Raw genomic sequence first — 22,560 nt, forward strand, 5'->3', positions numbered from 1 at the left:
GGCCGGCGGGCGGCGCGCAACGGCGCGCAGCGGGCGGCGCCGCGCCGCAGACGACACCGCAGGCCGGCCAGGGCCTGCCCGAGGGGGGAACCAGAGTTGAGCGTGACGCCGCTATTCAGCATCCGTGACCTGGCGGTCGCCTTCGAGAGCTCCGGCGTCGTCACCCAGGCGCTGCACGGCGTCTCGTTCGACATTCCGCGCGGACGCACCGTGGCGCTGGTGGGAGAATCCGGCTCGGGCAAGTCGGTGACCGCCCAGGCGATGATGGGCATCCTGCCGAAGAACGCGCGCGTCGCCGCCGGCCGGATCCTTTACCGCCCGGACGACGGGGCCGCGCCGCTGGACCTGGCGCAGCTCGCCCCTGACGGCGCGCGGATGCGCAGCCTGCGCGGCGGGCGCATGGCCATGATCTTCCAGGAGCCGATGAGCTCGCTGTCGCCCCTGCATACGGTGGGCGACCAGGTCACCGAGGCCTATCTGCTGCACAACCGCGCCACCGCGGCCGAGGCGCGGCGCGAGGCCGAGCGCGTGTTCGCCCGCGTCGGCCTGCCCGATCCGGGGCGCGTGTTCGACACCTATCCTTTCGAGCTCTCCGGCGGCATGCGCCAGCGCGCCATGATCGCCATGGCGCTGATCTGCCGCCCGTCGCTGCTCATCGCCGACGAGCCCACCACCGCGCTCGACGTCACCACCCAGGCGCAGATCCTGGAGCTGATCAACGAGCTACAGGCGGAAACCGGCATGTCGGTGCTGCTCATCACCCACGATCTCGGCGTGGTGGCCAATGTCGCCGACGACGTGGTGGTGATGTACCGCGGCCGCATCGTCGAATCCGGCGACCGCGAGGCGATCTTCCGCGATCCGCGCCACCCCTACCTGCGGGCGCTGATGCATGCGGCGCCGCGCTTCGGCATGGATCCGGACGAGCGCCTGACGCCGCTGCGCGAGGTGAGCAACGCCCGCGTCATCGCCGAGGCCGGCGCCGTCGCCCGCCCCTCCGCCCCGCGCGGGCCGGTGCTGGAGGTGCGGGGCGTGTCCAGGAGCTTCACGCTGCGCTCCGGCTGGTTTTCGGGCCGGACGCGCGTGGTGAGGGCGGTCAGCGACGTCAGCCTGACGCTGATGCCCGGCCAGACCCTCGGGCTGGTGGGCGAATCCGGCTGCGGCAAGACCACCGTGTCCAAGATCATCATGCGGGCGATCACGCCGGACGCCGGCGGGGTGTACTATGACGACGGCTCGGGCCTGCGCGACATCGCCGGCCTCAGCGGCGACGACCTGATGCGCTACCGGCGGGCGGTGCAGTTCATCTTCCAGGATCCCTATTCTTCGCTCAATCCGCGCATGACCGTGTACCAGCTGCTCACCGAGCCGATGCGCATTCACGGCGTCGGCACGGAGGAGGAGCGGTTCCAGAAAGCGAAGATGCTGCTGGAGCTGGTGGGCCTCGACGCCCGGCACCTGCGCCGCTATCCGCATTCCTTCTCGGGCGGCCAGCGCCAGCGTCTCGGCATCGCCCGGGCGCTGACGCTGTCGCCCTCGGTGCTGCTGTGCGACGAGCCGGTGTCGGCGCTGGACGTCTCGGTGCAGGCCCAGGTGCTCAACCTGCTGAAGGACCTGCAGAAAGGCCTCGGGCTTTCCTATATTTTCGTCTCTCACAACCTTGCGGTGGTGGACTATGTCTCGGACGTCATCGCCGTGATGTGCCGCGGCCACATCGTCGAGCAGGCGCCGCGGGCGGCGCTGTTCCGCAACCCGGCCCACCCCTACACCCAGGCGCTGCTGGCGGCGGTGCCGGAGCCGGACCTGAACCATCCGCTGGATTTCGCCAGGCTGCGCTCGGGCCGGTTCTCCGAGCCGGCCGCCTGGCCGGAGCCGTTCCGGCTGGCGGAAGGCGACTCCGGCGCCATGCGCGAGATCGCGCCGCAGCATTACGTGCGCTTCGGCGCGGCGCAGAGGGCCGCGGCATGACGGATGCGCGCCTCGCCCTCTCCCGGCGGCGGCTGCTGCAGGCCGGCGCCGCGCTCGCCGCCCTGCCGGGCCTGGCCGCCATCATCCCCGCCGCGGCGCAGGCCGGCGGCGAGAGCCCGCTGCTGGCGCCGCGGGTGGCCGCCGGCCAGCTGCCGCCCCTGAAGGACCGCCTGCCGCTCGATCCGCTGGTGGTGGACCTGCCCGCCGCCGGCCGGCGCAACGGCGTGCAGGGCGGCGACATGGTCACCCTGATCGCCCGCGCCCGCGACATCCGCTACCTCTCGGCCAACGCCTACACCCGCCTGGTCGGCTACAACGAGAAGCTGGAGCTGAAGCCGGACATCCTGGCCGCCATCGACGTGGAGGACGGCCGCGTCTTCACCCTGCGGCTGCGGCGCGGCCACCGGTGGTCGGACGGGCGCCCGTTCACGGCGGAGGACTTCCGCTATTACTGGGAGGACGTGGCCAACAACGAGGCGCTGAGCCCGGTCGGCCCGCCGCTGTTCCTGCTGGCGGGCGGGGAGAAGCCCGTCTTCACCGTCATCGACGACCACACCGTCCGCTATGAGTGGCGCAGGCCGAACCCGCTGTTCCTGCCGGCGCTGGCCGCGCCGCAGGATCCCTACATCTACCGGCCGGCGCATTTCCTGCGGAAATTCCACGCCCGCTACGCCGACGCGGCGCAGCTGCAGCAGCGGGTGACCAAGGCGCGGGTGAAGTCCTGGGCGTCGCTGCACAACCGCGTCGACGCCATGCTGGAGAACGCCACCCCGGAGCTGCCGACGCTGTATCCGTGGCGGCCGGCGGAGGCCGGGCCGACGCGCATGGTGTTCGAGCGCAACCCCTATTTCCACCGCATCGACACCCAGGGCGTGCAGCTGCCCTATGTGGACCGGGTCATCGCCGACATCGCCTCGGCCAGCCTGTTCGCAGCCAAGACCAACGCCGGCGAGGTGGACCTGCTGGCCCGCGGCCTGACCATGGCCGACATTCCGGTGCTGAAGCAGGGCCAGAAGCGCCACAACTACACCACGCTGCTGTGGCGCATGGCCCGCGGCTCGGAGCTGGCGCTCTATCCCAACCTCACCTGCACCGATCCGGTGTGGCGCAGGCTCAACCGCGACGTGCGCTGGCGGCGGGCGCTGTCGCTCGCCATCGACCGGCGCACCATCAACAACGCCCTGCTGTTCGGCCTCGGCAAGGAGGGCAACAACACGGTGATGGAGGACTCGGCGCTGTTCCGCCCCGAGTACCGCACCCTCTGGGCGGCCTGGCGGCCGGACGAGGCGGCGCGCCTGCTCGACGACATCGGCCTCGCCGCCGGCCCCGGGGGCCTGCGCCAGCTGCCGGACGGGCGGCCGCTGGAGGTGGTGGTGGAGGTGGACGGCGACACCGGCCTCGCCGTGGACACGCTGGAGCTGGTGGCGGAATTCTGGCGCGAGGTGGGGGTGAAGCTGTTCATCAAGCCCCAGGACCGCGCCATCCTGCGCAACCGCGCCTATGAGGGCCGCGCGGTGATGGTGGCCTCCGCCGGGCTGGACAACGCCATTCCCACCGCCAGCATGGCGCCCTTCGAGCTGGCGCCGGTGCGGCAGGACAATTTCTCCTGGCCGAAATGGGGCCAGTACGTGGAGACGAAGGGCAAGAGCGGCGAGCCCTGCGACGACCCGGTCGCCCGGCGGCTGCTGCGCGCCATGCAGGAGTGGACAGAAACCACCGACGAGACCGTGCAGGCCCGCTGCTGGCACGAGATGCTGGCGCTGCACGCCGACAACCTGTGGAGCATCGGCACCGTGGCCGGCGCCCTGCAGCCGGTGGCCATGCGCGACGGCCTCGTCAACTTCCCGAAAACGGCGCTGTACAGCTGGGCGCCGACAGCGCTGCTTGGAATTTACCGCATGGACGAGCTGTTCTGGGACGACGCCCGCCGGCGCAGCGGAGGCGCGCCATGATCGCTTTCCTGATCCGTCGCCTCGCCGCCATGGCCGTGACGCTGCTGCTGATCAGCGCGCTGGTGTTCATGATCATCAAGCTGCCGCCGGGCGACTTCCTCAGCAACCAGATCGCCGAGCTGCGCGCCCAGGGCGGCGACGCGGCCGCGGCCAAGGCGGCGTTCCTCATCCGCCAGTACGGCCTCGACCGGCCGGTGTGGGAGCAGTACCTGGTGTGGCTGGGAGTGTGGCCCGGCCCGTCCGGCTTCTCCGGCCTGCTGCAGGGCGACTGGGGCTGGTCGTTCGAATATGACCGGCCGGTGACCGAGGTGGTGGGCGACTCCCTGTGGCTGACGCTGCTGGTCAACGTGGCGGTGGTGCTGTTCGTGCACGTGGTGTCGATTCCCATCGCCATCTATTCCGCGGTGCGCCAGTATTCGTTCGGCGACTATGTGGCGACGCTGTTCGGCTATCTCGGCCTTGCGGTGCCGAACTTCCTGCTGGCGCTGGTGCTGCTCTATTACCTCAACCACTGGTTCGGCGTCTCCATCGGCGGCCTGTTTGACCCGCAATACGCCAACGCCCCGTGGTCGTGGGAGAAGGTGAAGTCGCTGCTGCAGCACATGATCGCGCCCACCCTGGTGATCGGCCTCTCGGGCACGGCGGCGATGATCCGGCGCATGCGCGCCAACCTGCTCGACGAGCTGGGCAAGCAGTATTACGTGACGGCGAAGGCCAAGGGCCTGCCGCCGGCGCGGGCGCTGCTGAAATATCCGTTCCGCATGGCGCTGAACCCGTTCGTGGCCGACATCGGCAACATCCTGCCGGGGCTGGTCTCCGGCTCGATCCTGGTGTCGCTGGTGCTGAGCCTGCCGACGGTGGGGCCGGTGCTGCTGGCGGCGCTGCGCAGCCAGGACCAGTACCTCGCCGCCTTCATCCTGATGTTCGTGGCGACGCTCACCGTGGTGGGCATGCTGGTCTCGGACCTGCTGCTGGCGTGGCTGGACCCGCGCATCCGCATGGGCGCGCGGTGAGAAGAGGCGAGGAAAGAGCATGACCAGCGCCGCCCCGCCCTCCGCCGCCGTCCCGCCGGAACGCGACCGGCCGCGCACGCCGCATTTCGTCGACGACGCGCCGTTCGACCCCGGGGCCTCCGAGCCCACCATCAATGACGACGAGCGCTTCCTGCGCGCATCGGCGCTGACGCTGATCTGGTGGAAGTTCCGCCGCAACCGCCTGGCGGTGGCGTCGGCGGCGCTGCTGCTGGCGCTTTACGCCGCGCTGCCGTTCGTGGAGGTGATCGCGCCCTATGAGCTCACCCGCCGCAACGGCGACTTCCTCTACGCGCCGCCGCAGCCGGTGCATCTGTTCCACAAGGGCGAATTCATCGGGCCGTTCGTCTATCCCTACAGCTTCACCTTCGACGAGGAGACCTTCACCCGCGCCTACACGGTGGACGAAAGCCGGCCGCAGAAGCTGCGCTTCTTCTGCCAGGGCGACCCCTACCTGTTCTGGAACCTGTTCGAGAGCCGCTTTCACCTGGCGTGCCCGCCGGAAGGCGGAACCTTCTTCCTGCTCGGCACCGACCGGCTGGGGCGCGACCTGTTCTCGCGCATCGTCTACGGGGCGCGCATCTCGCTCACGGTGGGTCTCGCCGGCATCGCCGTGTCATTCGCGCTGGGGCTGTTTTTCGGCGGCCTCGCCGGCTATCTCGGCGGCTGGGTCGACAACGTCATCCAGCGGCTGATCGAGATCCTGCGCTCGCTGCCGGAGCTGCCGCTGTGGCTGGCGCTGTCGGCAGCGCTGCCGGCCAACTGGAGTCCGGTCCTCGTCTTTTTCGGCATCACCATCATCCTCGGGCTGCTGGACTGGCCGGGGCTGGCGCGGGCGGTGCGCTCCAAGCTGCTGGCGCTGCGCGAGGAAGACTTCGTCAAGGCGGCGGAGCTGATGGGCGCCTCGCGCACGCGCATCATCTCGCGCCACCTGATCCCGAACTTCATGAGCCACCTGATCGCCTCGGCGACGCTGTCGATTCCCTCGATGATCCTCGGCGAAACGGCGCTGTCGTTCCTGGGGCTCGGCCTCAGGCCGCCAATCACCAGCTGGGGCGTGCTGCTCAACGAGGCGCAGAACCTCGCCGCCGTGAACCTTTACCCGTGGCTGCTGGCGCCGATCGCGCCGGTGGTGCTGGTGGTGCTGGCGTTCAACTTCATGGGCGACGGGCTGCGCGACGCCGCCGACCCCTATCACTGACCGGCGCCGGCCAGAAACGGGCCGGGGCCGGCGCGCGCCCCGCAGGGCGCGGGCGACGCGGCGCCGGGCGCAGGCGGCGGGGCCTCAGCGGCCCTCGCCCTCCCGGCCGGCGCGCGCCGGCTTCTCCTTCGCCCGCCGCTCGGCGAGAGTGACGAAGGACGGGGCCTTCTCCAGGTCGTCGCGCGACATGTCGAGGCGGATGCGGTCGATCTTGCCCTCGCCGTTGCGCACGATCCCGAGCCGGCTGAACGGCGCCGCCACCTTCTTCTCGCCGACGCCGAGAAAGCCGCCGACGCCGATCACCACGCCGTCCACCCGGCCGTCAGGGCCAATGATCAGGTCGGTGACCGCGCCCACCGCCCGGTCGTCGGAGCCGACGACAGTGAAGCCGATCAGCGTGGTGGCCATGACCTGCTGCGGCGTCTGGCCGGCGAAGAACGCATCCGCCGCGGCGTCCCCGCCAGCCTGACCGGCCCCCGCGCCGCCTGATCCGGCCAGCGCCGCATGACCGCCGGCGAGCATGGCCAGCGCGAGCGCGGCGGGAAGCAGACGTGACAGGCCGCCAGAACGTTTGATCATCCGTTTTCCTCTCGTGCGGCGCGCCGCCGGCGCAGGCCCCGGGGCCGGCCGCCGCGGCCAGCGCCCCTGGCGCCGCCGCGGAGCGCATTCATGAACCGCTCCCGCCGGGCGGGTCCGCGACCCGCTCCGGTGGAGCGCGCCCGCCGGCCGCCGCCCTTGCGGGACCCTTTTCCCGGCCCGGAGCGGCGCGGCATGCGGGCGGCGCGCATAATCCGTTCCCTTCCCATGCCCGCCGAATGGAGCAATTTCGGGACGGTCCGGCCAGAAGGCCCGCGCGGCGAAAGCGCGCTGACGCAAAACGGCCCGGCGCGGGGCCGGGCCGGACCATCATGCGGCTGGCGCCGCCTCAGAAGCGGTAGTTCACGCCGGCGCGCAGCACGTGGTAGCGGTTGCGCTCGTGGATGGTGGCGTTGAAGCCGTCCGCGGCGGCGGTGGCCAGCACGTGCTCGCGCGAACCGAGGTCGAGATAGAGATACTCGCCCTTGAGCGACAGCTGGCTGGTGACGGCGAACTCGACGCCGCCGCCCAGGGTCCAGCCCCAGCGGGCGGCGCTGCGCCGGCGCTCCCAGGCGCCGGCGGCGGACGGGAAGGCCGCGCCGCCCACCACAATACCGTAGGCGCCGGCCATTTCCGCCGTGGAGCGGAGGCTGCCGACCGCCAGACCGCCGGTGGCGTAAACCAGCAGCTGCGGCGTCACCAGCACGCCGAGGCGGCCGCGCAGGGTGCCGTAGCTCGCCAGGCGGGTGCGCACGCGCGCCGCGGCGGCGTAAGTCTCGACGGCCTCCAGGCCGAACGGGCTGGTGACGCTGTGGGCGACCACGCCGACGAAATCCGAGCGGCTGACGGCGTTGCCCCAGTTGTAGTCGGCCTCGACGCCCATCAGGTAACGGTCGACCTGGAAGTTGTAGCCGAGCTGGGCGCCGGCCGTCCCGCTGGCGTCGCCGCGACGCTCCAGGGCGCGGAACACGCCGCCGCCAGTCGCGTCGGTGGAGATGAAAGGCAGACCGGAGACGGCGGCGCGGGCCTCGCTGCCCTGCGACGACACGGCGCCGGCGGAGACGCCCACATAGGCCCCGGTCCATTCCTTCTCCGGCGCCGGCTCCGGCAGCGCCGGCAAGGTTCCGCGAAGCGGCAGGTCGGCGGCGGCCCCCGCAGTGGTCATGGCCGCGAAGACCGCGGCGGCAACAACAATCCTGTTCATCCTTTTTTCCCCCGAACCCACGTTCCGCCGCGGGCCGGGCGGACATGGCGAAGACATCTGTACGGGGCGCATGGTTAATTTTGTGTTATTCGCCGCAATTTTCCGTTTAACCGTATTTTCAACGATATTAACAACCAATATGAAAGAAAGAATAAATAATACATAAACCATACCGAACGGAAAAATCATATTTTCTTCCATACCGGAACAAATATGCGCAAATGCGCCATGATCCCGGCTGGCATTCACGGGCGCCGGAACGCGGCGAACGCCGGCCGGCGCGGCGGCGCGCGCCGCCGCGCCCTGCGTCATCCGCGGGAAATACGCTCCTGCCGCCGGTTCAGTCGATCCGCACCTGCACGCTGTCGCTGGCGCCGCGGGCGTCGATCACAGACACCCGGGCGAATCCGGCGCCGTCCGGCCGCCAGAAGCTCTGGCGGCGGATGTCCGCCTCTCCCACCGGCGCGCCGTTGACGAACCAGCGCAGCGGCGGCGTTCCGCCATTGGCGCGCAGCGCCAGCGGCTCCGCCCCGCCGGCGCCGGCGGAGGCGCCGAGATCCACCCGCGCCCCGTCCGGCGGGAAGGCGATGCGCAGCGGCGCCGTCAGCGTGACCGCCAGCGTCCGCGGCGCGTCGCGGCGCAGGTGGCGCAGCGGCGGCGGCAGGGTGGCGGCGGTGGCCCTGAGCACACCCGGCGGCTGCGGAAGCGGCTGCGGCTCGCCGCCGATGCGGGCGAAGGCGTCGAACAGCACCGGCGCCGCGGCGACGCGCCCGGTGAGCCCCGGAGCCGGCGCGCCGTCCGGCCGGCCGATCCACACCGCCACCGTGTAGCGCCGGTCGTAGCCGATCGCCCAGGCGTCGCGGCTCCCCCAGGAGGTGCCGGTCTTGTAGGCGATGCGCCCGCCGGCGTAGCCGGGCGGCGGCGGCGCCTCGCGCAGGGAGTCGCTCACATACCACGCCGCCAGCGGATCAGTGAGCCGCCGTCCCTGCCCCGGCGGATCGCCACGGCGCCAGCGCAGGGGAATGACGTCGCCGCCGCGGGCGAGGCCGGCGTAGAGCATGGCCAGGTCTGTGAGCGTGACGCCGGCGCCGCCGAGGCCGACCGCGAGGCCGGGAACGGCGTCGTCCGGCAGGACGATGCTGGCGCCGGCCTCCCGCAGCCGCGCCAGCAGCCGCGCCGGCCCCAGCGCCGCCAGCAGCTCCACCGCCGGCAGGTTGAGCGACAGCTGCAGCGCCCTGCGGGCGCTCACGGCGCCGTGGAACCCGGCCTCGAAATTCTCCGGCGCCCAGGCGCCGTAGCGTGACGGCCGGTCGTCGAGAACCGTCTCGGGGTGGGCGAGGCCCTGCTCGAAGGCCAGGGCGTAAATGAAGGGCTTCAGCGCCGAACCGGGCGAGCGCACGGCGCGGGCGGCGTCCACGGCGCCGGCGCGGCTGTCGTCAAAATAGCCGGCGGAGCCGACATAAGCGCGGATCTCGCCCGAGGCGTTGTCCACCGCCACGATGGCGGCGGACAGGCCCGGCCCCAGCGCCCCCGCCCGCTCCTGCGCCAGGGCCTGGAGGCTGGCCTGCAGGCGGCGCTCCACCGTGAGGCGCGCCACGGCCGGCGCCGGCGCGGCGGGCGCGCCGTCCGCCTCACGCGCCGCCTCGCCGGCAAGCGCCCGCAGCGCCAGATGCGGCGCCAGCGCGGGCAGCGGCCGCCGCCCGGCCGGAACCGGCGCCGCCAGCGCCAGCTCCACCTCCGCCGGCCGCAGCACGCCGGCGGCGAGGCCGCGGCGCAGCACCCGCGCGCGCGCGCGCGCCGCGGCGCCGGGATGGCGGTCCGGACGGCGCGCCTCCGGCGACTGCGGCAGCGCCGCCAGCAGCGCGGCCTCCGCCGTGGACAGCCGCGCCGGCTCCTTGCCGAAATAGATGAGCGAAGCGGCGCGCACGCCCTCGATGTTGCCGCCATAGGGGGCGAGCGTCAGATAGGCGGCGAGCACGCCCTGCTTGCCCAGACGCCGCTCCAGCTGCACGGCGCGGACCATCTGGCGCAGCTTGGCGGAGAGGCTGCGCGGGGCGCGCGGCTCCAGCAGCCGCGCCGTCTGCATGCTCAGCGTGGAGGCGCCGGAGACGACGCGGCCATGGCGCAGCAGCTGCCAGGCGGCCCGCGCCAGCCCCAGCGGATCGACGCCCGGATGCGAGTCGAAACGCTGGTCCTCATAGACCTTGAGCAGTTTAAGGAACTGCGGGTCGACGGCGTCGGCGGTCACCGGCAACCGCCAGCGCCCGTCCGCGGCGGCGAAGGCGCGCAGCAGCTGGCCGTCGCGGTCAAGCGCAAGGGCCGACCGCCGCTCCAGCACGGACAGGTCAGGAGGCCCGAGGGCGGCGACGTAACGCTCCAGCGCCAGCGCCGCCCCGGCCAGGGCGAGCGCGGCGGCGCAGCCGGCGACGGCGAGCCGCCGCCGCCAGCGGCGGAGCGGCCGGCCGGCGGGCGGCGGCGGATCTGGCGGGCGCGCAGGCATGCGTCGCTTCCCCTGCTTTTCCCTGGCCCCGCCCCGCTTACGGCGACGTCGCCGGCTCCACGGTCATCATGCCGGAGGCGGTGCGGCCGAAGCGGTCGGGCCGGTACATGTCCTCAACCACCGCCGGCGGATGGACGAACGCCCCCGGCGAAGCCACCCGCACGACATAGCCCACGTTGATGAAGGCCGGCTGGCCCTGGCGCCGCTCATAGGCCGCCACGAAACGGTCGTCGCGATACTCCGTGGCCGCGGGTTCGACGCGGTCCGCGTCGGCGAAGGCGAAGGCCGGCAGGGCGGCGCCGTCCACCAGCTTCGGATTTTCGATCTCCAGGCCGGCCGGCAGGTGGTCCACCACCAGCAGGCGGGCGTCGCGGGTCTCCTGCTCGGTGATGCGCAGCATCACCACGAGGCGCTCGTTCTGCCGCACGCGGGCGGGATCGACCCGGGTTCCGTCGAGGCGGTAGTAGCCGCGCTCGATCCGGTAGCCGCGGGCCAGCGGCGGCTCCGGCGCCGACGGATTGCCCGAGACCGTGATCACCAGCTGCGCCGGAACGTCGCCGGTGTTGACGATGCGGACCGGCTTCGCCAGGGCCGCGGCGTCAAGGCTGGCGAACAGCGGGCCGGAGCGCTCCGCCCCGTCGACGCTCAGGCGCAGCCGGCGCGACTCCTTCTCCATGGCCATGGCCGCCATCAGCAGCCAGGCGTTTTCCTGGGTGCTGGGCCGGGCGGTGACGGCGCGGGCCCCGTCCACCACCGCCACGGCCTTCTGCACCGTGGCGCCGTCCATGCCCGCCTCCATGGCGAGGGCGATGAGGGCGGCGCCGTCGCGCAGCCGCGAGCCGTAATCAGGCCGCCAGCCGTCGTCGCGGCCGGCGGCGAGCGCCTCCGCCGCCCTGGCGAAGGCGGCCGCCGCCCGCACCCGGTCGCCCAGCAGCGCCAGCGCCGCCGCCACCTGGGCGCGCCCCAGCGGCGTGGCGAATTCATCCAGCTTCGTGTCGGCGAGATAGCGCAGGTCGCCCATCACCGGCCTGCCGTTGCGGGCCAGCACATAGACGGCGTAGGCGAGGCCGTCGCTGGTCTCCCGGCTGAAGCCGTCAAGACTGGCCACGGCGTTGCGCAGCCGCTCCAGCGCCAGCAGGAAGGGCTGCTGCGGCACGGCGTAGCCCCGCTCGCGCGCCCGGGTGAGGAAATCGGCGACATAGGCGTCGAGCCACAGGTCGTCGCCGCCTGGCGCCCACAGGCCGAAGGAGCCGGCGGAATCCTGGCGCGACAGCACCCGGGCGATGGCCTCGTTCACCTGGGCGTCGATCCGTTCGCGGGTCAGCGCCGGGCGCATGGCGGCGACGGCGTCAGCCTGCAGCAGCGGCAGGGCGCGGCTCACCGTCTGTTCGGTGCAGCCGTAAGGATAGGTCTCCAGCGCCTGCAGCAGCGCCGGCGCGTCGAGGGCGGCGAAGCGCGTGGCCGCCACCGACGCCACGCCGGTTCCCGGAACAATGGTCGCCAGCAGGTCCGCGCCCAGCTCCACCGCCGCGCCGGGCGGCAGCGGGCGCGCCATGCGGCGCGCCAGCGCCGGCTGGCCGGGCTGGACGCGGAAGGAGACCGTCTGCTCCGCCTCCACTCCCTGGCCCTTCACGGCGATGGCGAAACTGGCCACGCCGGGGGCCCGGGCGACGACCGGAATGTCGAAGGCGGCCGCCGCGCCCCTAGCGAGGGTGACGCGGCGCTTCAGCGCGCCGGCCGGCGCCTCGGCCGGACCGTCCGCCGTCACCGTCACCTCATAGTCGCCGGCCGGCCCGTCCACATTGTCCACCTTCACGTGCACGCGCGACCGGTCGCCGATGGCGAGGAAGCGCGGCGCGGTGGGAAGGATCGCCACCGGATCGCGCACGATGACGTCGGCGCTGGCCGAGCCGACCCGCCGCGCGCTCCAGGCGGTGGCCATCACCCGCAGGGCGCCGTTGAAGGCCGGAATGTCGAAAGTCACCACGGCGCGGCCGTCCGGCCCCACCTTCACCACGCCGGAATAGCGGGCGAGCGGCGCCTGGGTCGGCGGATCGCCGTGCATGGTCACGGCGGCGTCGCCGCCGGAGCGCAGCGCGCCGGGCGCCCCCTGCATGCCGTCGATCAGATAGCCGTAAAGATCGCGCGCCGCCGCGCCCAGCCGCCGCTGGCCCAGATAGTGCGCCTGCGGCTGCGGCGGCTCGTAGCGGGTGAGGTTGAGGATGCCCACGTCCACCGCGGCGACGGTGACGAACGCCTCCTCCCCCGGCTGCAGGCCGGCGAGCGTCACCGGAACGGCGAGCTGGCCGCGCGGCCGGATCTGCGCCGGCGTCTCCAGCTTCACCGCCAGCTCGCGGCTGGCGCGGTCGACGCTGAACCAGGCGAGGCCCACGGCCCGCCCGGGCATGCGCCTGGCCTCCACGTCCAGCGGCCGGTGGGCGAAGGCCAGCGCCCATGCGCCCGGCCCCCACGCGTCGCGCACGGGAACCTTCACCGTGGTTCCGCCGGCGTCAAGCGACACCGCCTGCTCATGCGCCACCCGGTCGGTGACGACCATCAGCGTGGCCGTGCCGGCGAAGCCGGAGCGGATGCGCGCCTCCAGCACCTCGCCGCCGCTCTGGTCCGGGCGGTTGAGGGTCAGCTCGAGCGCGTCCGGGACGTCGGCCCCGCCTTCGCCGCCGTAGCCGACGCCGAAGGAGACGCTGGTGAGCGCGGCCTCACCGTCATCAGCGGCGACCTCCAGCCGCCATGCGCCCCAGTCGACAGGCGCGGCGACGCGCGCCGGCGCCTCCGGCGTGGTCTCCACCGTTCCGTCAGCGACGCGGCGGGTGGTCTTCACCGGCTCGAAATTCCACGAGCCGCCGGCGTTGAACCACTGGTAGCGGCGCTCCACCCGGTAGAGACTCCATCGCAGCCGTTTCCGCAGCCGCGTTCCGTCCGGCTGCGCCATGACGACGTCGAACGCGGCCATCGCGCCGGCGGACAGGTCGCCGAACAGCTTCTTCACGCCGATCACCGGCCCCGCCGGCAGGATGGGCAGCGTCACCGTGCGGGCCACGGCGCGGCCGCCGTCCTCGCTCACCCGCAGCGTCACCTTCGCCTGCAGCGGCCGCGCCGCCGTAACCTCGGGCACTGGCACGACCGCCCCGGCGCGGCCGGCGCCGTCGGTGCGGCCAAGGTCGTCGAATTCGGCGGTCGCCGGCTCCACCTCCTCGCTGTCGACGCCGACGGCGTAACCCTCCAGCCCCTTCACCGCGCTGGCCTCCGCCTTGCCGACGGTGACCTCGCCGGACAGCGCAAGGCCGGAACCCGGCGCGCCATAGAGATAGCGGGCGGCGACGTCGATGCGGGCCGGCGCGCCCGGTTTCAGCGCCGCGGCGGCCGGCGTCGCCGTCACCTCGAGGCGCTCGGGCGTGTAATCCTCGACAAGAAAGGCGGTTTCGCCCACCGGCTCGCCCCTGGGGTCGGCGTAGGCGAGCACCCGCCACACGCCCGCCTGGGCGCCGGAGAGCAGCGGCACGGCGAGGGAGCGGCCGCCGAGGCCCTCGTCCTTCACGGCGTCGCGGCGGTATTCGACGCCGTCCGGGCGGCGCACCACCAGGGTCAGCGGCGCGCCCGTGACGGCGATCCCGCGGTTGTCGCGCAGCATGGCGGTGATGAACGCGGTCTCGCCCGGGCGGTAGACGCCGCGTTCGGGGAAGACATAGGCGTCGAGCGCGCCCGGCGCCGGCCGGCCGCGATCGCCGCGGTCGGTGAGATCAAAGGGAGTCTGCTCCAGGTCGAGGAAGTTGTAGTCGCCGTCCGGACCGCTGGCCACCACCATGCCCGGCGCCATGCCGCCCCTGCCGCGGGCGAGGCCGGGATCGAAGGTGACGCCGCCGTCGGGGCCGGTAGCGCGCGTCGCCAGCACCTCGTTGTTGCGGGCCAGCAGCCGCACCTCGACGCCCGCCACCGGCCGCGCCGTGGCCAGCGAGCGCACCAGCACGCGCACGCCATTGTCCGTGGAGACGGCGGTGAGACCGAGGTCAGAGACCACGAACCACTGGGTGGCGCGGTCGCCGTAGTCGTCGTCGCCAGCCAGCGGCGCGGCGGCGGCCGGCCGCGCGGTCATGACATAGACGCCCGGCTGCAGCCGCCCCACCGCCGCGTGCACCGGAAAGGCGGTGATGACGTCGGCGTTGAGCTGCGGCGACTTCACCTCCAGCTCGCCGGACCAGATCTTCTGGCCCGTGGTGTCGATCACCTGGTCGATGCCGTGGCGCGACAGCTGCGACAGGAAGGAGCCCGAGCGCACCGTGGGCAGCAGCGCGCGGTCGCCGATGCGCGCCAGCTCGATCTGCACCGCGCTGGTGTTGACGGAGACCACGGGAATCCCCTCCTGCCCCATGCGCGGCAGCACGTAATTGCGGCCGGTGAACCGCACGGAGGGGGCGCGGTCGCGCACGTAGATCTGGTAATCGGCGTTCGCCAGCAGCGTCTCGCCCACGGCCGAGGGCAGCCCCTGGCGCAGCACCACGCCATAGCTCTGGCCGTGCTTCAGCCCGTCCACGCACAGCTGCGAGTCTTCGGCGCTCACCGCGGCGCCGGCGGCGCCGGTCACGGCCACATAGGGGGCGAAGTCGACGCGTCCGCGGGCCAGCGGATCGGAGAAGGTGAAGCACGCCCGCGGCGACGCGGAATCGGAATCGACCCTGTAGCCGGTGACGCGGAAACCGCGCCGCTCGCGCAGCGCCCGCCAGGTTTCGGCGACGGCGGGATTGTTCTCCAGCGCCAGCGAGGCGGCGTAGGCGTCCAGGGCGGGCCGCCATGCGCCCGCCGCCGCCAGCGCCGCCCCGAGCAGCGCCAGATGCGCCGCCCTGGGGGCGCGCTCCGGCGCGCGCTGGTAGGCGGCGTAGGCCGCGGCGGCGGCGTCGCCGCGCAGCCGCCAGGGGTTGAGGCCGGGCGCCGGCTGGCCGTCTCCGGAGGCGGCCTGCGCCGCGGCGAGCGCGGCGCGGGCGTAAAGCGCCATGGCCCCGGCGTCGGCGCCATGGCCGGCGACGGCGTCACGGGCGGCGGCCAGGGCCGCGTCCCATTGCCGGCGGGCGAGAGCGGCGTCAACGGCGGAGCGCAGCTGGGCCAGCGGCCGGCGCGCGCCCTCCCCCGCCTCGCGCTTCAGCCGCGCCTCCAGCCGCACCGCGTCGCTGGCCAGATCCTCGCGCGCATAGGGCGCCGCGGCGGGCGCGCCGTCGCGGCGGGCGGGCTGGGCCTGCGCCGCGGCTACGGACAGGGGCGACGAAACGTGATCCGGAAAGAGGCCGCCGGCCAGCGCCATGACGGCGAGGCATAACGCCGCCCGGAGGCGGCCGGCGGAGACGCGCCGCCCCGGCCGGAGCGGCTGCGGGCCGCCGCGGTCCACGCCCGCCGTGGCTGCGCCGGAATCGTGCCTGTCCATCGCCCACTCCCACGCTGCGGCGCGCCGGCGCGCGCTGGCGACGGCGCCGGCCGCTTTCCTTCATCAGGAGTGGGAGACTAGCGCCGGGACCGGCCGCGCGTCACCCAAAATCACGGCGACGGGCGCTGCGCGCGCCGCCGCCCGGCAGACGGCGCGCCGCCGGCGGCTCAGACCTCGTTCTCGTCCAGCAGGTCGAGCACGCCGCGCACGGGAATGTGCAGGCAGTCGGGGCGGGTCTCCAGTTCGTGACTGATCTCCAGCAGCGAGCGCGCCAGCAGGCACAGGCGCAGCAGCCGGGCGCGGGCGGCGCCGTCGGCGATGGCGACGTCAGAGCCGGCCACGGCGCGGTCATAGCTCTCCAGGGCCGCCGCCATGGCCATTTCGCCCCAGCGCCGCGCCGAGGCGGCGAGCGCGTCGTCCATGTGCGGAATGCGCTGGCTGACGTGGCTCAGCACGGTTTCGGTGACATAGGCCATGGAGCGCAGCAGGTCGGCCACGTCGCGCAGCGGCGTGGTCTTGCGCCGGCGCTGGTCCACCGGCCGCCCGGGAACGCCCTCAAAGTCAATGATGGTGACGTCGCCATGATTGATGAGGAAATTCCGCAGGTTGAGGTCGCCGTGGATGCGGATGGCGAGGCCGGCGGGCTCGGCCCCGGCCAGGGCGTCGATCAGCTCGCGGCATTCGCCCTCGCGGGCCACGAGCCGCGTGGCCAGCTCGCGCAGGCGGGCCAGCGCCGGCGAACGGTCCGGCGAGGCCAGCAGGCCGCGCAGCCCGTCAAAGGCGCGGGCTGCCTCCTCGTGGGCCTCGCGGGCGATCAGGTCGACGCCGGCGCCGTCCAGCCGCTCCGGACTGAAGTCCGGATCCGGCGAGGGCCGGGCCAGGGCGCGGTGCATTTCGCCGACGCGCTGGCCGATGATGGCGGCGTAATGGCCGAAGGAGGCGAAGGCCTCGTCGGCCGACGGCCGGTCCGCCACCGGCAGCATGGAGAGATGCTCGATCTCGCGCAGCATCACGTCGCTGGCCACGCGCCAGGCGTCGCCCTGGTTGCGGACGTACTCCTGCAGCAGCGCCAGCATGGTGACGGTTCCGTCCGCCGCCACATGGCGCACGCTGCCGAGGTAGCGCGGCGTGTGGGCGAAGCCGGCGACCTCGGTGAGGTAGCGGCACATCTCCTCCTCCGGATGCACGCCGTGCTGCAGGCGCCGGTATAACTTCAGCACCATGCGCGCGCCCAGCGCCATGGAGGTGTTGCTCTGCTCGAGACCCATGCGCGACATGTCGGCCGGATCGAGCGCCGGCGCGTCGGCAAGGCCGCCGCCGCTGCGGAACTCGACGAAGCCGCCGGCCCGGGTGGGCACGCGGGCGCCGCAGCGCATGCCCTGCACCATGTCGATGATGAATTCGGGCGCGGCCTCCGCCCCGTGCAGCACGCCCATGCGCGAGCCGCGGCGCAGCCGAGCCACGGCGTAGGGCAGCAGCGCCTCGCTGTCGGCCTCCTCGTTCACCGCCATGGGCACGAAATACTGCTGCTTCGAGCCGTCGCGCAGGGTGACGTCCACCAGGGTGAGCAGGTAGCGCCAGTCGTCGACGGCGCCGGGCGCGGGGGCGGCGTCGGCCACCGCGGTGGCGGCTATGCGCCGGCGCCGGCCCGGGAACCAGCGGCGGCTGGCCAGATAGCGCGGCAGCGCCTCACGGGTCAGCGCCTCGCCTTCCCGGCCGTCCAGCAGCTCCTGCGGCCGGCCGGTGAGGATCAGGGTGAACAGCTCCGGCACGGGGCGCGGGCTGTAGGCCTCCTCGGCGGCGGTGACCTTCTGCAGGCGGAACCAGTAGAAGCCGTAGGCCGGCAGGGTGATCTGGTACGGCAGCTCGGTCACCGGCGGGAACACGGCGCCGCCCGTCATCTCCACCAGCCGCCAGCCGGCGAACTCGGAGAGGTCCATCTCCGCCGCCTGGGGCGCGCGCGAGAGGTTGCAGACGCACAGGATGGTCTCGTCCTCAAAGGCGCGGACATAGGCGAGGATGCGCCGGTTCTCCGGATAGATGAAGCGCATGGAGCCAAGGCCGAAGGCGCGGGTGTTGCGCCGCACGGCCACCATGCGCCGCATCCAGTTGAGCAGGCTGGAGGGGTTGCGGCGCTGGCTCTCCACGTTCACGGCCTCAAAGCCGTAGACCGGATCCTGCACCGGCGGCAGCACCAGCCGGGCCGGATCGGCGCGGCTGAAGCCGCCGTTGCGGTCCGGCGACCACTGCATGGGGGTGCGCACCCCGTCGCGGTCGCCGAGATAGATGTTGTCGCCCATGCCGATCTCGTCGCCGTAATAGATCACCGGCGTGCCGGGCATGGAGAGCAGCAGGCTGTTGAGCAGCTCGATCTTGCGCCGGTCGTTCTCCAGCAGCGGCGCGAGGCGGCGGCGGATGCCGAGGTTGAGCCGGGCGCGGGCGTCGGCGGCGTAGGTCTTCCAGAGGTAATCGCGCTCCTTTTCGGTCACCATTTCGAGCGTCAGCTCGTCATGGTTGCGCAGGAAGATGGCCCACTGGCAGTGATCGGGCAGCTCCGGCGTCTGGCGCATGATGTCGGTGATGGGGTGACGCTCCTCGCTGGCCACGGCCATGTACATGCGCGGCATCAGCGGGAAGTGGAACGCCATGTGGCACTCGTCGCCCCTGCCGAAATAGGCGGCGATGCCCTCCGGCCACAGGTTGGCCTCGGCCAGCAGCATGCGGTCCGGATAGCGCGCGTCGATGAAGGCGCGGATCTTGCGGATCACCTCATGGGTGCCGGGGAGATTGTCGCAGCTGGTGCCCTCCTCCTCCACCAGATAGGAGATGGCGTCGAGGCGCAGCCCGTCCACGCCCAGTTCGAACCAGTGCTCCATGATCTGCAGCACCGCCTGCAGCACCGCCGGATTCTCGAAATTGAGGTCTGGCTGGTGGGAGTAGAAGCGGTGCCAGTAATAGGCGCCGGCCACCGGGTCCCACGTCCAGTTGGACTTCTCCACGTCGCAGAAGATGATGCGGGCGTCCCTGTAGCGCTCGTCGGTGTCCGACCAGACGTAGAAGTCGCGCTCGGGCGAGCCGGGCGGCGCGTGGCGGGCCCGCTGGAACCAGGGATGCTGGTCGGAGGTGTGGTTGATGACCAGCTCGGTGATCACGCGCAGGCCGCGGGCGTGCGCTTCGTGAATGAAGCGCCGGAAGTCGTCCATGTCGCCATAGGCGGGATTGATGTTGTGATAATCGGCGATGTCGTAGCCGTCGTCCTTCAGCGGCGAGGGATAGAAAGGCATCACCCAGATGGCGGTCGCGCCGAGATCGCGAATGTAATCGAGCTGGGCCGTCAGTCCGGCGAAATCGCCCACGCCGTCATTGTTGGAGTCAAAGAACGACTTGACGTGCACCTGGTAGATGATGGCTTCACGATACCAGTGGATGTCATCGCGATTGATCATGCCACGCCCTTGTGTTGCGGCCGCCGCGGACCGTCGGGGGAGGACGGAGAAGGACGGGCTTCTCGTCCCGTCCTGACGGTCGCGACACTCCCATCTGGCGACCGGCGCCACAAATCACGCCTGTGACAGGCGCGTTTCGCTGCGCCGGAGCGGGAGGCTGCAAGTCAAATGCAGCCTAATTCTGGCGAAAGGTCCATGGCGACGCGGCGAACATCCGCCCCGCGAGAGAGCCGCGCGCCTGTTTTTGCGGCGCCGCGGCGCGACAGGACGCCGCCCCGGCCTTGACGCGGACGGCCAGGGAACAAAACTTTGTCGTGGGGGTTCGTACCCCGGGGAGCCTTTCCCCCGGGGCCTGGGCCCGCGGCCGGAGCGCGCCCGTGGCGGCGTCTCCAGCCGGAGCGTCCGTCTGGCGGGCGTCTCAACCAGCGCCCGCCTCGCGGGCGCCTGCGCCAGCGGACCACAGGCTGCTTTCCGGAGCCGCCGGCCCGCCGGTCCGTTCTCCGGATGATTTGCGGCGACGCCGCTGGCCCATGGCCGTCAACCTTGGCCGTTACGCGAGACTTCACGCGCCGCATCCGCCGGCCTGTCCGGGGGCGCGCGCCCCGCAGGGGCGGCCGTCTCGCGCCGGCCTGCAAGCACAGGGGGCTGGAGGCCCTTGCGACGGCGGACGGCGGCCGGCGCAAGGCTGATCCGGCGTGACAATGGACGATCTGGCGTTTGATGGTGAAAGCGAAGCCCTGTTTCTGGACATAGACGGCACCCTGCTCGACATCGCCGCCCGTCCTGGCGACGTGAGCGTGCCGGCCACGCTGAAGGACAGCCTGCGGGCGCTCGCCCGGCGCGCCGGCGGCGCGCTGGCGCTGGTGAGCGGGCGCGCCATCCGCGACATCGACCGCCTGTTCGGCGACCTGAAGCCGCGGGCGGCGGGCTGCCATGGCGGCGAGCTGCGGCTCCTGCCCGGCGGCGACATTTTCATGGCCGCCGCCGGCCGGCTGCCGGAAACCATCATGCGTCATGTGACGCGCCTCGGCGCCACGCACCGGGGCCTGCTCATCGAAGACAAGGGCCTGTGCGTCGCCGTGCATTACCGGGGCGCGCCGACCCTGGGCCCCGCCCTGCGCCACGAGCTGGAAAGCCTGATCGCCCGCAGCGGCGAGACCGGACTGACCATCCTGCCCGGGCGACTGGTTTACGAGATCAAGCGGGCCGACACCGACAAGGGCGCGGCCGTCGAAGCCTTCATGCGCCAGCCGCCGTTCGCCGGGCGCCGGCCGCTGTTCATCGGCGACGACATCACCGACATCGCCGGCTTCCGCGCGGCGATCCGGCATGGCGGCCGCGCCTGGGCGGTGGGCCGGGACCTCGGCCCCGCCCGCCGGCGCTTCGGCGACGCCGCCGAGGTGCGCGCCTGGCTCCATGCCGAGGCGCGCAAGGCCGCGGACGCCGCGGCGCGGCCGGCCGCGCCCGCCCGGACGGCGCAGGAGCAGACCGGCGCGCCCGGCAATGACGACGCCGCGGCCGGCCCGGTCGCGGCTGAGGCCGGCGAAGGGGCCGCCGGCGCGGCGCCGCAGCCGGCGTTCGGCCGCGTGGCCGCGCGGGGCTGACTGGCGCGGCGACGCCGCAAACGGGCGTCGCGACCGAGCGGACATGCGCCGCCGCAGCCGGCGTCGCGGTTGCGGCCAGGGCGAAACATACGGCCCTGCGGAGATTCGCTCCGGGCGCCGCAACCACAGGAGACGGGGCGCGCGCCAGCCGGCGGGCCCCCCGCGAAACAGGAGGAGGAGACTGTTGTCGCGCCTGATTGTCGTATCAAACCGGGTTGCGTTGCCCACGGACGGAAAACCCCAGGCCGGCGGCCTGGCGGTGGCGGTGCGCGCCGCGCTGAAAAACCGGCCGGGAGTCTGGTACGGCTGGAGCGGGCGGGTGTCCGACCAGCCTGACAGCCGGCCGGAGTTTCTCGAGCACGGGGGCGTGCAGTACGCCGTCACCGACCTGTCGGCGGCGGATTTCCAGGAATATTACAGCGGCTTCGCCAACCGGGTGCTGTGGCCGATCCTGCATTACCGGGTGGACCTGGCGGAATTCTCCCGCCTCGACCTCTCCGGCTACCTGCGCGTCAACGAGTGGTTCGCAGCGCAGGTGTCCGACATGCTGCAGCCGGACGACGTGGTCTGGGTGCACGACTATCACATGATGCCCCTGGCGCGCTTCCTGCGGCGGCGCGGGCACCAGAACCGCATGGGCTTTTTCCTGCACATTCCGCTGCCGCCGCCGGAGATCCTGCAGGCGCTGCCGCACCACGCCGAGGTGGTGGGCGCGCTGGTGGATTTCGACCTTGTGGGCTTCCAGACGCCCAATGACCGGGACAATTTCGCCCGTTACCTGCAGGAGGCGGGGGCCGCCGGCCGCGCCGGGGCCGCGCGCTTCGACATCGGCGGGCGGCGGGTGCATCTCGGCGCCTTCCCGGTCGGCATCGACGCCGCCTTCATGAAGAAGGCGGCGCGTCGCGGCGCGGCCACCCGCTTCATGCGCGAGCTGAAGGCCAGCCTCGGCGACGCCGCCATGATCATCGGCGTCGACCGGCTGGACTACTCGAAGGGCATCGCCGGACGTCTGGACGCCTATGAGCAGTTCCTGGCCGAAAACGCCCGGTGGCGCGGCCGCGTCAGCTACGTGCAGATCACCCCCAAAAGCCGCTCCGACATCCCCGAATACATGGAGATGGACCGGCAGGTCAGCGAGAAGGTCGGCCACATCAACGGCGCCTGGGGCGACGTGTCGTGGACGCCCATCCGCTACATCAACCAGAGCTATTCGCGCACGGCGCTGGCCGCCATCTACCGGTGCGCCCGGGTGGGGCTGGTGACGCCCCTGCGCGACGGCATGAACCTGGTGGCCAAGGAATATGTGGCCTCGCAGGATCCCGAAGATCCAGGCGTGCTCATCCTGTCGCGCTTCGCCGGGGCGGTGCGGGAGCTGCGCGAGGGCGCGCTGGTGGTCAATCCGCACGAGATCGAGGGCGTGGCCCAGGCCATCCGCCAGGCGCTGGAAATGCCGCTGGAGGAGCGCAGGGCGCGCTACCTGCGCATGATGCGCGTGGTGGAGAGCCAGGACATCGCCGCCTGGGCCAACGAGTTCCTCGACGCCCTGGAGATGAGCCAGGCCCGCCGCGGCCTCGTCGCCAACCTGCGCACCATGTTCATGTGAGCGCGGCGCGCGGGCGCGGCGCCCGCCCCGGCCCGCGGGGCGCA

11 protein-coding genes are annotated in these 22,560 nt (G+C 72.6%); 6 read left to right on the forward strand and 5 right to left on the reverse strand.

Features of this window, described 5'->3' with window-relative positions:
• The first annotated feature begins 102 nt into the window (after window positions 1–102).
• From ACFFJB_RS08935 to ACFFJB_RS08950, 4 genes are read left to right on the forward strand one after another with little or no spacing between them, the layout of a single operon-like run.
• Window positions 103–1,968 (forward strand): dipeptide ABC transporter ATP-binding protein, encoded by a 1,866-nt coding sequence (locus ACFFJB_RS08935; RefSeq protein ID WP_376832609.1) that lies wholly within the window; start codon window positions 103–105, stop codon window positions 1,966–1,968.
• Entirely contained in the window at window positions 1,965–3,920 is a 1,956-nt protein-coding gene (locus ACFFJB_RS08940) for an ABC transporter substrate-binding protein (RefSeq protein ID WP_376830861.1), read from the forward strand. The genes ACFFJB_RS08935 and ACFFJB_RS08940 overlap by 4 nt, the downstream gene beginning before the upstream one ends.
• A complete protein-coding gene (locus tag ACFFJB_RS08945; protein WP_376830862.1) occupies window positions 3,917–4,933 on the forward strand; it encodes an ABC transporter permease in 1,017 nt (338 codons plus the stop codon). The genes ACFFJB_RS08940 and ACFFJB_RS08945 overlap by 4 nt, the downstream gene beginning before the upstream one ends.
• Window positions 4,934–4,952: 19 nt before the next feature.
• A complete protein-coding gene (locus tag ACFFJB_RS08950; protein ID WP_376830863.1) occupies window positions 4,953–6,152 on the forward strand; it encodes an ABC transporter permease in 1,200 nt (399 codons plus the stop codon).
• 84 nt (window positions 6,153–6,236) lie between these two features.
• Here ACFFJB_RS08950 and ACFFJB_RS08955 read toward each other — a convergent pair whose 3' ends face one another.
• The 5 genes from ACFFJB_RS08955 to treS form a co-directional block, all read right to left on the reverse strand.
• Window positions 6,237–6,731, reverse strand: coding sequence for a PRC-barrel domain-containing protein (locus ACFFJB_RS08955; protein ID WP_376830864.1), 495 nt, complete (start codon window positions 6,729–6,731; stop codon window positions 6,237–6,239).
• A gap of 346 nt (window positions 6,732–7,077) precedes the next feature.
• A complete protein-coding gene (locus ACFFJB_RS08960; protein ID WP_376830865.1) occupies window positions 7,078–7,932 on the reverse strand; it encodes an outer membrane protein in 855 nt (284 codons plus the stop codon).
• A 340-nt stretch (window positions 7,933–8,272) separates the two neighbouring features.
• A complete protein-coding gene (gene pbpC, locus ACFFJB_RS08965; RefSeq protein WP_376830866.1) occupies window positions 8,273–10,432 on the reverse strand; it encodes a penicillin-binding protein 1C in 2,160 nt (719 codons plus the stop codon).
• A 37-nt stretch (window positions 10,433–10,469) separates the two neighbouring features.
• Window positions 10,470–15,863, reverse strand: coding sequence for an alpha-2-macroglobulin family protein (locus tag ACFFJB_RS08970; protein ID WP_446680581.1), 5,394 nt, complete (start codon window positions 15,861–15,863; stop codon window positions 10,470–10,472).
• A 167-nt stretch (window positions 15,864–16,030) separates the two neighbouring features.
• Window positions 16,031–19,309, reverse strand: a complete 3,279-nt coding sequence (treS, locus tag ACFFJB_RS08975) for a maltose alpha-D-glucosyltransferase (RefSeq protein ID WP_376830867.1) — start codon at window positions 19,307–19,309, stop codon at window positions 16,031–16,033.
• Window positions 19,310–20,010: 701 nt separating this feature from the next.
• Between treS and otsB the strand changes: the two genes are divergently transcribed.
• Together otsB and otsA are read left to right on the forward strand one after the other, a co-directional pair.
• Entirely contained in the window at window positions 20,011–20,913 is a 903-nt protein-coding gene (gene otsB / locus ACFFJB_RS08980) for a trehalose-phosphatase (RefSeq protein ID WP_376832613.1), read from the forward strand.
• A 184-nt stretch (window positions 20,914–21,097) separates the two neighbouring features.
• A complete protein-coding gene (gene otsA / locus ACFFJB_RS08985) occupies window positions 21,098–22,516 on the forward strand; it encodes an alpha,alpha-trehalose-phosphate synthase (UDP-forming) (RefSeq protein ID WP_376830868.1) in 1,419 nt (472 codons plus the stop codon).
• The last annotated feature ends 44 nt before the right edge of the window (window positions 22,517–22,560 follow it).

The sequence above is a fragment of the Camelimonas abortus genome (assembly GCF_042432745.1).
Taxonomy (GTDB): domain Bacteria; phylum Pseudomonadota; class Alphaproteobacteria; order Rhizobiales; family Beijerinckiaceae; genus Camelimonas; species Camelimonas abortus.